This window comes from Roseofilum reptotaenium CS-1145, from assembly GCF_028330985.1.
In the GTDB taxonomy this organism is placed as follows: Bacteria; Cyanobacteriota; Cyanobacteriia; order Cyanobacteriales; family Desertifilaceae; genus Roseofilum; species Roseofilum reptotaenium.
Genome location: NZ_JAQMUE010000083.1, coordinates 1 through 12,491, shown reverse-complemented (window position 1 = coordinate 12,491; position 12,491 = coordinate 1). Strand labels below are relative to the sequence as shown.

General features: G+C 46.9%; 9 protein-coding genes. 3 read left to right on the top strand and 6 right to left on the bottom strand.

Annotated elements, in window-relative coordinates; translation table 11 throughout:
- Positions 1-18 precede the first annotated feature (18 nt).
- The 6 genes from infB to PN466_RS17900 form a co-directional block, all read right to left on the bottom strand.
- Positions 19-3,210 (bottom strand): translation initiation factor IF-2, encoded by a 3,192-nt coding sequence (gene infB / locus PN466_RS17925; RefSeq protein ID WP_271941879.1) that lies wholly within the window; start codon positions 3,208-3,210, stop codon positions 19-21.
- A gap of 201 nt (positions 3,211-3,411) precedes the next feature.
- A complete protein-coding gene (locus PN466_RS17920; protein ID WP_271941877.1) occupies positions 3,412-3,699 on the bottom strand; it encodes a YlxR family protein in 288 nt (95 codons plus the stop codon).
- A 50-nt stretch (positions 3,700-3,749) separates the two neighbouring features.
- Positions 3,750-5,078, bottom strand: coding sequence for a transcription termination factor NusA (gene nusA / locus PN466_RS17915; protein WP_271941874.1), 1,329 nt, complete (start codon positions 5,076-5,078; stop codon positions 3,750-3,752).
- Between the two features lie 65 nt (positions 5,079-5,143).
- Positions 5,144-5,596, bottom strand: coding sequence for a ribosome maturation factor RimP (rimP, locus tag PN466_RS17910; RefSeq protein ID WP_271941872.1), 453 nt, complete (start codon positions 5,594-5,596; stop codon positions 5,144-5,146).
- A 357-nt stretch (positions 5,597-5,953) separates the two neighbouring features.
- On the bottom strand, positions 5,954-7,438 hold the full coding sequence (locus tag PN466_RS17905) for a hypothetical protein (RefSeq protein WP_271941869.1): 1,485 nt from the start codon (positions 7,436-7,438) through the stop codon (positions 5,954-5,956).
- Between the two features lie 15 nt (positions 7,439-7,453).
- Entirely contained in the window at positions 7,454-9,133 is a 1,680-nt protein-coding gene (locus PN466_RS17900; protein WP_271941866.1) for a transglutaminase domain-containing protein, read from the bottom strand.
- 177 nt (positions 9,134-9,310) lie between these two features.
- Here PN466_RS17900 and PN466_RS17895 point away from each other — a divergent pair, with 177 nt between their 5' ends.
- The 3 genes from PN466_RS17895 (at position 9,311) to PN466_RS17890 (ending at position 12,416) form a co-directional block, all read left to right on the top strand.
- On the top strand, positions 9,311-10,210 hold the full coding sequence (locus tag PN466_RS17895; RefSeq protein WP_271941863.1) for a lipid kinase: 900 nt from the start codon (positions 9,311-9,313) through the stop codon (positions 10,208-10,210).
- A 1,217-nt stretch (positions 10,211-11,427) separates the two neighbouring features.
- Positions 11,428-11,580: a hypothetical protein gene (locus PN466_RS26035; protein WP_313898645.1), complete on the top strand. Its 153-nt coding sequence runs from the start codon at positions 11,428-11,430 to the stop codon at positions 11,578-11,580.
- Positions 11,550-12,416 (top strand): hypothetical protein, encoded by an 867-nt coding sequence (locus PN466_RS17890; RefSeq protein WP_313898644.1) that lies wholly within the window; start codon positions 11,550-11,552, stop codon positions 12,414-12,416. Before PN466_RS26035 ends, PN466_RS17890 begins: the two co-directional genes overlap by 31 nt.
- Positions 12,417-12,491 lie beyond the last annotated feature (75 nt).

The following is a 12,491-nucleotide window of genomic DNA, read 5'->3' as shown; positions in this document are numbered from 1 at the left end:
GCCCCTACCTATCCTCCATTAACTTGATAACGTCCGCCGTTTGGTCACCATGCGATAGGTTTCAATCACATCACCGACTTCCCAAGTGGTAAACTTATCAACCCCAATTCCGCATTCAAAACCAGAATTGACCTCTTTGACATCATCCCGTTCCCGACGCAGGGAATCTAGGAAGCCTTCATAAATTAGGTTTTGGCCGCGCATTACCCGCAAGTTACAGTTACGAATGGCTTTACCCGAGAGTACATAACATCCAGCCACTGCTCCTTTACCAATGGTAAATACAGCCCGGACTTCGACCTGGCCAAGATCTTCTTCCACCAGTTCCGGGTCGAGCAGACCTTCCATTGCCCCTTGAATATCATCTAGGAGTTTATAGATAATGTCGTATTCGCGAACATCGACACCGGTTTGATCGGCAGCTGCACGAGCGCCACTGGCAAAGGTGGTATTGAAGGAAATAATCACAGCATTGGAGGCAGCAGCGAGATCTACGTCAGTTTCGGTGACTTCACCTGCCGCAGCTAGGAGAATCCGCAGTTGCACTTCATTTTGAGGCAATTGTTGCAAGGAGCCGAGAATGGCTTCTACAGACCCTTGAACATCGGCTTTCAAGAGTAGGTTGAGTTCCTTAAGTTCGCCTTCTTTGACTTGGGCGCTCAGAGAACTGAGGGTAACTCGACGGGAGGCGAGGGCTTGTTGAAGGCGGGTTTCCCGTTGGGCATCTGCACGGGAATTGGCGATCGCCCGCGCTTCTTTTTCATCCGCCATACATTCAAACTCATCTCCGGCTGAGGGCAGTTCATTGAGACCCAAGACCTCGACGGCAAAGGACGGAAGTGCTTCTTCCACCCGATCGCCTCGGTCATCGATCATTGCTCGAACTTTACCCATGGTTGCTCCAGCCACTACCGCATCGCCGACTCGCAGGGTTCCATTCTGGACCAGCAAGGTGGCTACCGGGCCTCTGGCCTTATCCAAATGGGCTTCAATAATGGTTCCTTTCGCTAGGCGATCGGGATTAGCGGACAGTTCTTCCACCTCGGAGACCAAGATCAACATTTCCAACAGGCCATCTAAGTTTTCCCCCTGAATGGCGCTCACGGGAACCATAATCGTATCTCCGCCCCACTCTTCCGGAACTAAGCCATGTTCCATCAACTCTTGTTTGACGCGATCGGGAGAAGCTCCTTCCTTATCAATCTTGTTAATGGCAACCACAATCGGAACCTGAGCGGCTTTGGCGTGGCTAATGGCTTCAATGGTTTGAGGACGAACCCCGTCATCCGCCGCCACCACGAGAATGGCAATATCGGTAACTTTTGCTCCTCTAGCCCGCATGGCAGTAAACGCCTCATGTCCAGGAGTATCTAAAAATACGATTTGCTGACTATTGTCATCGTGCTCCACATCCACATGGTAAGCCCCGATATGTTGGGTAATCCCACCAGCTTCTGAATCAACGACCTTAGTTTGGCGAATGGCATCCAGAAGCGTCGTTTTTCCATGATCCACATGGCCCATAATCGTCACCACTGGAGGACGGCGATGGAGGTGTTCTAAGTCCTCTTCTTCCAGCATCTGGGTTTTTGTCGCTTCTGATTGGGCAGCCACCGTTTCCACTTCTACGCCCAAATCTTCAGTCACCCAGATCGCCGTTTCCAGATCTAAGGTTTGAGTCACCGTGGCCGCAATTCCCTTAGTAAATAAGCGTTTAACCACCTCAGTTTCGGGAACCACCAGCAAGGCCGCTAAATCGCGCACCATTAATTCACCCTTGAGGGTAATTTTTTCCGGTTTCTCAACTTTCTCTGGCCCTTTATTGGCCATCCGTCGTCCTCTGTGATCCCGATTAGACGATCGCTTCTTGGCGGCGGGTACTCCTGTGGGTTTAGCCGCAGGAGCCGATAATCCTTTCGGTTTAGCTGGACGCACGAGAGAGAGACTCACTTCGGTGGCGTTATCATCATCGAGATCGTCATCGAGATCGTCATCCAAATCATCCTCAATAATCTGAGGACGGCGTTTTTTGGTTACCCCTTTACCGGCTTTAGCATTGGCCTTTTGGCGGTCATCCTCATCCTCTTCCTCTGACCGTTTTTTCACCTTTTTGGTGGGTCGAGGCATGGGCCGTCTTAATTCTAATTCCAGTGTTTCCTCTGGTTCTGCGTTATCTAGAGGAGTAGTTACCAGATCCTCATCATCCATCTCCTCAGTCTTACCTTTCGTGGATGCTCCCGGTCGTACTGGACGCGGACGCAGAGGATCGGATGCTTTATCTTTGTCTTTATCGGCGATCGCCTCAGGTTTCGCGGGCTTCCTCGGTTTAGAACTAGTGGCAGTAGCTTCTCCCGATCCTGAGGGGCGTTTTTTACCACCATTGAGTTTTTCCGATTTCCCAGCCTCTCTGTCTTTGAGGATAATCGATTTGGTTCCTTGAGGTTTTTTCACCTCTCCAGTCTCTGGTTTCGCCTCATTTCCAGAGCGTTTGAGTCGAGGCGGTTTCGGCGATCGATTCGGTTTAGCTGGCTTGGCTGGCGCAGAGGGAGCGCTCACCATTCCCTCCGTCGTTACTGGAGCTGTTTTTGCCTCAACTTTTGAGGGCTTAGTGGGTTGGGACGGGCGAACCGGAGGGCCCATCAATTGAGTTTTTTGATCTGCATCAGGCATGGATGGGGGCGGGGTCACGTCCTTAGAGGGTGAATGGGGAGAGGGTTCAGCACTCTTTTCGGCTGCGGGTTGTTCAGGGGGACGGGAGGCAACGGACTGTTCCTCAGCGTTCTGCTCAGGGGCAACGGGTAGAGTCGTCGGTTTAGACACTTCAGATACAGGTGAAGGTGAAGGTCGCGATGGAGGAGATTGCAGGGATACAGCATCTTCTGAGGAACTGCGGGGTGCCTCTGGTGTCGAGCCACTAGGTTTGTCTCCCTCAGAAGGATGTCTCCGAATTTCTAAAATTTGCTGTTTTTTCTTAATCGGTTTTTCACTCCCCTGGGATTTGGAGCGATGATGAGTCGGTTTTCCCGCTGGTGTTTCGCTGGGGGGATGTTTTTCAGCCCAAGCGCGAATCCGCTCGGCTTCCGATTCGGATATGGTGCTGCTATGACTTTTGTAGGTGATATTCAATTGATCGCAAAGATTTAAAACGTAATGATTGTCCAAATTCAATTCCTTGGATAGCTCGTATATTCTGACTTTGCCGTTGTTCATCCACACTTGCCTCGTCTGTGATATCTACTGGTTTTTACATAGTGGCCTGCCTTTCGACGACAACTACAGGGACAGAAGAAATCGATCGCCACTCGGTCGATCAATACTTCTTTATTTAATCTTGCACAAATTGTTAACCAACTGGAGGGATTGTTAGGATTTTTAGAAATCTCGCTACCCAATGAGTTCAAAAACCGGGTTTTATGGCTCAGATTTGGGGAGAGATGGCGGGGGGTTATCCACTGCCTGTAAGCGAGACCATAGAGCTTCATAAACCGATGGCGCAACAGAAGCTCTGAGCGATCGCCCTAATCGATTCTTTTTTTGAGCTGCTTTTAAACAGTCGGCTTGTGGACATAAATAAGCCGATCGCCCCATTCCCCGATCCAATTGGATTTTACTATCTGGATAAACCCGGACAATTCGCCAAAAGGCTTCTTTTCGATCGACTTTTCGGCAACTTACACAACGCCGTTGATTCGGCTCCATTCCCTCTCCCTCATCTCATCTTATTGACCCCTAGGGTTTCTTATTCTCCTCTATTCTTGTGTCATTGGATCGTCCTCCTCTAATTCTACTAATTCTGAGTCTTCTGAGCGCTCTTCCTGGAAGTCTAAAGTCGAGTCTTCTGGGGCGACTACTGTCTCTTCTTCCTCTGAGGATGCCTCTAATGGCTCATCCATCTCCTCTGCTCCATGGCGAGCCTCAATAATCGCGGCTATCTTCTGATGTTCAGCCGTGGCATCATAGAGCGCTCCATCTTTAATATCAATTTTCCAGCCCGTTAATCGAGCCGCTAAACGTACATTTTGTCCCTCCTTACCAATCGCTAAACTTAACTGATCTTCGGCTACTAATACATGGGCTTGTCGCACTTCAGGGTCAATTAAATAGACCGCATCCACCTGGGCTGGACTTAGAGCATTAGCAATATAGGTTGCTGGATCGGGAGACCACCGGATCACATCAATTTTTTCGCCTCGCAGTTCATTAACTACCACCTGGATACGCGATCCTCGCGCCCCAATACAAGCGCCTACTGGGTCTACATCCCGTTCCAAGGTATCCACCGCAATCTTGGTTCGCGGCCCCACATAACGAGAGGGGGGATTGGCTTCCCGCGCGACGGCCACAATCCGTACCACCTCATCTTCAATTTCCGGCACTTCATTTTCAAACAAATAGACGACCAACCCGGCATCGGCACGGGAGACCATCAACTGGGGGCCGCGATGGGAACCCGATCCCACCTTTTTCAGATAAACCTTAAATGTGGCATTCGCTCGGTAATTATCATTAGGCAACTGTTCCCGTTTGGGTAACTCAGCCTCCACTTCTGGCTGTCCATAGCCACTGCTAACGGCTAGAACCACCGATTGGCGCTCAAAGCGTAGTACCCGCGCCTGTAATACTTCTCCTTCAAGGTCTTGAAATTCCTCTTGAATCAGTTTACGCTGCTGATCTCGTAATTTTTGCGCCAAGACCTGCTTGGTTTGAATGGCGGCCATGCGACCAAAGTCGCCCTGATCGGGAGTAACATCCAAGACAACTGTTTCACCGATTTGGGCTTCATCCACTACTTCTTGCACTTCTTTGAGGGAAATCTGATGGTCGAAATTACTTACTTCTTCCATGATCACCTTAGTGCAGAGAATCCGAAACCCTTCTTCATCGAGATCGAGTTCCACCTCAAAATTATCAAAATAATCTTCTTCAAAGCTTTTCAGGTGAGCGGCTCTACGATAGCGTTCATACCCCTTCATCAGAGCTTCTCTCAGGGCAGCTTGAACAGCCGTTTTGGGTAAGTTTCGTTCTTTGCTGATACTCTCAATTAAATTTTTGAGTCCAGGCAAGTCAACCATTGACATTGTTAATTATTTTCCTTTGTTCTAAGTGTAAATTTGAGATTACCCTCTAGGGAGCGAGTTCACCGTCAGCAAAACTCTACCCAACGAATGACATCACGAGGGATGGCAATATTGCGGCCTTTTTGGTTCAGATACACTGTGGTTTCATCGCGACTATTGAGTGTACCTTCCCATTGGGATTTGTCCTTATAGGGGGGATCAGTCATAACGATCGCAGGAAATCCCTTAAAGGCAATAAAGTCGCGGTCCGTGATGAGGCGTTTGGAAATACCCGGACTGGAGATTTCCAAGACATAGGATTGGGTAATCAGTTGACTGTCCTCTAGAGCGGCTTCTAGGAAGTGACTCATTTGTTCACACTCATCTAAACCCGTATCTTGATCCGGGTTCCGAATATCAACCCGTAATACCGGTGGATTTTGGTTGGTTTGGAAGGTAGCACCAACGACTTCCAACCCCAGTTTTTGAGCGACTGGGGCGGCTAACTCTAGGAGTTGTGGGATTAAAGGATGAACCATAATACACCATGTACTGCCATAAAAAAAAGCGGGTTAGTTCCCACTCAAGCGTCTGAGATTGGTTTAGGGAGGGATCGTTGTGGCGATCGCCCTTAGCCATAGACTGGAGGTTGCCTCACCTAATGGTGAGGGATCTCTTTTCTCTCCCTGGGATTAGGGTTCAGGGGTTGAGGAGAAAAGATAGACTTTCTTCAATACCAAGCTGAACGTTCAAAGAAATCACTTGACTCTAGATTGCAGAGAAAAGAGTGTACTTTCCCCATCAAGCACGGTCAAACTCTATTATAGCGCTATACGCTAGGGAATAGGGAATAGGCAATCGATTCGCTCAAGATTGTGCAAATTTTGGAGAGCGGCTTAACGTTTCTTGCTTTTTTCCAGACGTTTGGTTTCCTCTAAAATTTTCTCAATGTCTTCTTCAGCTAGGCGTTGCACATAGTTAATCTTAAATTCTTCCAAGAAGGCTGTTACTAGAGACTCCAGTTCTTGGGTGGTATGTTTTTGTTGCAATTCGGCACTGAGAGATTTACCAAAACTTTCTGCCAATTGACTCATTAATTCTGCGCCTACCGTATCATTTCTAATGGCTTGATACAGATTTTGGGAGCCTTCAGCAATCAAGCGGGAAAGTTGCTCGGAGACCTGTTGACTAAATTGGCTAGGCAATTGGGCGAGTGGGGGAATATTTTTGATGTTTTGATAGAAGGGAGTCGCTTCAGCCACTTGCTCAATATTGTGGTTGATAATGTCTTGGATTTGCGGTTGCAGTGTGGGTAAGACTTGGCAGATTACCACTTCGGTTAATCGATGGGTAATGGCTTCAATTTCATTAATATCATTCAGATCGATATATTCACGGTTGGCTCCTTCAAAGAGTTGTCGCGCTAGGGAACCACTCCGAATTTCATTTTCCAACTGATTAATCACTCGAATAATAATGACTTCAGTCAGCTCACCCGCAATCGTAGCAACAAATCCTCGACTCAGTTGGATACGAATGGGTTCTAAATTAATTAGTTTAGCTTGATGGAGACGGATAGTAACGGAAATAATACGCAACCACCGAAAGAGGGGTAAAAACAGGAAAATGTCATACCATCTCCAGAGCATGGCATCGGTCAAGGTAATGGTATCGTGTTTCTGACTGATGTATAGGCTGCGAGCCAAAAATTCAACTAAAAATAGAAGAGCAAAGGGGAAATCGATGGCAGCAAATAAATTCGTATATCCTCCAGTTTCATCAATGGAACGATAATAGTTGCTAGCCATTAATGGAGCGATTGTAGCATTAAATAGCTCAACTTGATCTTCTGAGCTAAATAATAGATTTTCTGCTGTCCAAAACTGATTAAATGCATCCTTAGCAGAGTCGTCCTCCATATGATCTCGCATTCGGTTTTTGATTTTTTCCAAGGTTCCGCTTTTCCCAGCTCCCTGGAACGGATTTTGATTAATCATTTCTTCACTCAATTCTCGCAATTGAGCTAAAAGTTGTTTAGAGAGAGGAGAGCTATAACCGGTTTTCTGAGCCTGTTTTTCTAGCTCACGAACCACTCGCAAGTAGTTTTCGGTATCGCGGTTGCCTTGAATTCCTTTGATGGGATCGTACCAAGCCGTAACGGGAGAAGAATCGATTGAATCGGAGAGAATGGGGACTTTAATGATAAATCCGACGAAGGGAACTTGAATGGTTCCTTGCAACCAAAAGTTTCGCAGTTGGATATAACTGAGGTCGAAGGCAACCAAGGCTAAATTAACGGTGGCGATCGCGACCATGATTCGTTCATACCACAGAGCGATCGCTCCCCGTTTTTTTCGTGCTAACCGTTCCAGAGGATTCATAACTGAAGGGTTCTACTACCGGTTACTCAACTCAGGAGGCGCTATTTCTTCCAGAATCGTAAACCGGACATGATTTAACGCTAAATCTCCCACAGAGAGCTGTTCTCGGTCTACAGGTTTTCCATCTAAGCGGATGCGCTCAAAGGGAATTCCTTTGCCGATTTCAATATGATACCAGGCTAACCCCATAAAAAAACGGGACAAGTGATTACCATCTTCCATATCATCGGGATTGGATTCCATGGGAACCCAGCCGATACTGGGAATATAAAACTCTAACCAAACATGGTTATAATCTGGCTCTAGGGGAACGTTTTTGTATTCAGGACTAGCGGGGCATTTATAGCGACCAATGGTACGGCAGGCAATGCCATTTAAGCGTGCGAGAGCGAGTAAAACGCCGACATATTCACCACAAGATCCCGCACCTCTGGAGAGAACAACGTCGGGGGTTTCTATTTTGGTGGTTAGTCGATAGGAGAGGCGATCGTAAGCATAATTGCGCAACGAAATCATGCGCCGTAAAAAGTTAGTTTCTCCACTGACTGCTTGTTGAGCGGCTTCCCGGACGATCGCCGTATCCATGGCTAGATTATCATCATCAATCAGGTAGCGCTGTTGTAAGTCTGGCTCTAAGGTGGGGATTTTTTCTACATCCAAAGGTACAAGGCTATATTTGATGCTGTAAACTTCGATTAAGGCTTTCCAACCAAAAATTCGTTTTTCGTAAGGTTTCAGGTGGTCAAAGTTAAAAACAGCAACGTTTTGCCCTTCTTGAATTTCTTCGGTAAACTCTAAACCGATCGCTTCTATGGAGCGTACTTTTTGCCGCGCTGTTTCTGAAGGCAGAGCAATTCGCCATTGTAAATTCTTCAATTCAATGGCATCGAGGGGAGAGAGTTCTTCGACATAGGACATCTCGATCAGATAACCATTGGAGAGACTATAATAGCCGTCGGGATTATAGGAATAGTAGAGGGGATGAATAAAGGTGCGATCGCGCCAAGCTAATTCTAGGGGCGGATCGGAATTGGGGTCATCGCGGATAAAGGGTTTTTCACTGGCATAGGAAACATAGAGTAATTCTTCTGAGGTGGCTGGATCTTGATAAAACACCAGTCCCGTGGGACTATCAAAGGGCGTTAAGAAGCTAAATTGAATCTCGCCAGTTGCCCGATCCATACAATAAACGGTCTGTTCTTCCTTGTCCGCTACCCAAAGCTCCTCATGGCGGATTGTTAGACTTTCTACTCCAACGCCTGGGGGACGCAACTGGGTAATCATCCGCCCTTTATCGTTAAACACTTGGATATAACAGCCTTCCTTACAGGAAACATAAATGGTTGTTCCCCAAACGGCAATTCCTTCAGCGCGGAAGGGCAAAGTGGCAAATAAGCGGGGACGAAAATCGTCTAGGGAACACGCATAGACACTATGATCGCGGGTAAACCAGAGGGTGTTCTCCCAAATGGCTAAACCATTAGCATATTTGATTTCAGGGAGTTCATTGGGGTTGAGGATCGTTGTATTATCATTTTTGGCATCAATGTGGAGAAGATAACCGCGTATGGAGTCTAGGGAAAGTAACTTAGACTGATAAGAGGTTAATCCTCGGAGATCGTAAACTCCTATGGGTCGAATCGTGCGGTGAATCATAGTGATTATGCTGCGGTAATCGAGTTTTACATGAGTCATCAAGGGTTGTCTTCATCCACTAGCCCCCTTCGGCTACGCTCAGGACAAGCAGCGCGGCGCTTCTCCGGTGGGAGAAGGGGAGTAGAAGTCCCTCTTCCGTGGGAGAGAGATTTAGGCAGAGGTGGACTTGAACAGGAATCAATTAAAAATACTATATTCTGGTTGTAAGGGAAATTTATGACTAGGCAAGCGCTATTTTTGGTCAATACTCATTCACGACGGGGGAGGCATTCTCGCGAGGAGGCAATGACCTATTTGGAACATCATGGATTTGAGTTATTCGCAGTTTCTCCTTCAAATTATCAAGAATTACCCCAGGTGATTCGCAAGTATGGCCCCCAAATGGATTTGGTGATTATTGGCGGAGGCGATGGTACTCTGAATGGGGCGGTGGATGCTCTGGTGGAGATCCAACGACCTTTAGGTATTTTACCGATGGGAACGGCTAACGATCTGGCGCGAACGTTACAGATACCATTGTCAATTCCGGCGGCTTGTCGGGCGATCGCTACGGGAAAACTCCATCAAATTGATTTAGGCTGGGTGAATGGCAAGTATTTCTTTAATGTGGCTAGTTTGGGATTAAGTGTGAAGATTACGGGGGGTCTCAGTAAACAATCTAAGGGACGTTGGGGAATTTTAGCCTATGCGATGTCTGCTCTGAAAGTGTTGACTCAATCTCGTTTATTTGATGCCGAAATTCGAGCGGGGGAAGAGTCCCATAAGGTGAAAACGATTCAAATTGCGATTGGTAATGGTCGCTATTATGGAGGAGGAATGGCGATCGCTCATGATGCGGCGATCGACGATCAACGCCTCGATCTCTACAGTTTAGGATTAGAACATTGGTGGCAAATTCTAGCTATTTTCCCTGCTCTTCGCCAAGGTCGCTATCATACTTTGCCGGGGATATTATCCCTCAATGGTACAGAAATGCAGGTTTACACCCGCCATCCTCTCCCCATCAATACGGATGGCGAAATTACGACTACTACCCCCGCTCACTTCCGCGTCATTCCTAAAGCTTTATCGATTTTTATTCCCGGGCCGAAACCACAACTGACTCACCAAGTTTAGGTTGGTGGGTAATGGGTTATGGGTAATTGAAAGGTAACGAAACTGATCCTATTGAACCCATCTCTCGAAGTAAATAAGCCATTAAGAAAGCCACTGTTACGTGGCTTTTTTCAAACTAACCCGATTCAACCCAATCGGTAGGGGCTACTTTTGACATTACTGTGTCCGGCACCCCGGTTTCCAACTAATCCGATTTAACCCAATCGGTAGGGCTAGAGACAGAAAATTACTCGAGGAAAAAATCATGTCTGGTTTCCAACTAATCCGATTTAACCCAATCGGTAGGGTTGAAGTGACTGGAAGGGAACGTATCGTCACTGGTGTTTCCAACTAATCCGATTTAACCCAATCGGTAGGGTTACCGCCTACCTTACTAGGACGGTATATAGAGATGTTTCCAACTAATCCGATTTAACCCAATCGGTAGGGCCAACACACCCAAGCGGGTGCAATTCTGTGAGGAGATGCGGGGCTGTTTCCAACTGATCCGATTTAACCCAATCGGTAGGGGGCACCGCGTACAAAATTTCCGTGGACATCTTTAAGTTTCCAACTAATCCGATTTAATCCAATCGGTAGGGTTACCTCCAGATTGCCCCTGATTTGGTAAAACCATCTCTTAAAGTTTCCAACTAATCCGATTTAACCCAATCGGTAGGGTGTTCGTCTGAGAGGTCAGACGGGGTAAGGGTTTCAAGCGCTGATTTCACGCACCCCCAAGAAACACTATAAATTGTCTTTGCACGGAGCGCAACAAAACACCTGAAATCGTTACCCCATAAGGCTTCCACGCAGGTCAACGAGAGAATAGGGGTTTGGACGATTCGTCGAGGTGCGCGGATCGAAGAGTAACTCGACATTCTCTGCTCTATAACTCTTGCTGTGTAAGGGAAACAAGCCCATAATGTCTTGCTAATCCAAGCCAAAAAATCCCTCCGCGCACCCCAAGGCAGAAAAATAGGGAAAACAGAGAAACTGAAGAAGTCTAGAGGATGAAATGGAGGATAGAACCCCAATCGTCTTGGGGGTGAAAGAAAGATTAGATAAAGGTTATGGCAATTTCTGATGCGCTTCAATGGAGAGTCGTGTAGCTGAAAAAAAGGGTAGAAAAGGGGATTTCCGGTTTTTAAAGTTAGTCGTAGGGCGATCGCCATGTAGGAGTGATTCATGAATCACCCCTACACTATACTGGGTTTCACAATTTTTAAGAGCAAATTATGACTCGTTTTGCCCATGACCAGTTTGCTAAAGAATATCTCCAAGAGTTGCTCAAACCTTTTGGAGAAGTGAAGATCAGTTTAGATGTGGTCTCAGAGGTTCGCGAAATAGATGTGTTTTTATGCCATCTTCTCCGAATCCCGAAGGAATAGCTCAATTGGGACTATTGGCAACTCTAAGCCAAGCGCCAACGGTGTTTGAAACTTTTCGGAATCCAGTTCAAGCAGAGGATATCCGTAGTTGTCTAGGGAAAGCTTGGGATTTAGAGGCTCAACTGAAGCGCAAAGCGAACCGGGAAGAGGCGAAATTTAGCGATCGCCAGATTCCTCAATTATGGATTTTATCTCCAACAGCTTCGGAAGATCTCTTAAGGAGCTTTGCTGCTTTCCCTGCACCGGAAAATTATCCCCCAGGGATCTATCCCTTGGCATCAGGGTTCAAAGCGGGAATTGTGGTCATTCATCAACTCGACAAGATTCCAGAAACCTTGTGGTTAAGATTGTTAGGAAGAGGGAGCGTTCAGAAAGAGGCGATCGCAGAACTTAAAGCTTTGCCGGACGTTCATCCTTTTAGAGGAAAGACGCTAGAATTGCTCTACGGGTTATTGACACTATTAGAAAAACGTCAAGATTTAGATCGCAGCGATCGGGAGTTAATAATGGATCTAACAACCGTTTTTTTACAACGATTAGAAAGGGACGTAGAAGCTGCTACTCAACAGGCTGTTGAACAAGCTGTTGAACAAGCTGTTACACAGGCTACTCAACAGGCTACTGAACAGACTACTCAACGAGTAGAGCGGATGATGGTAGAGAGCATGTTGCAAGTGAAGTTTGGGGAAATTGACGATCGCCTAGCCCAAATTATCGATCCTTTGATGGAGCGATCGCCTTTAGAGAGAACAGAAGCCATTATGAAGTTGTCTCGGCAAGAGCTACTCGATCGCTACTGGACTGGCAAGCTTAAAATTGTGGGTAAAGGTGGTTAAGTTTAATGCGAGCATCGTCCGTCGTGAATTGCCATTGGATTTTCACTTTTTCCCGATTTCTTTCTTCTTGCCAGT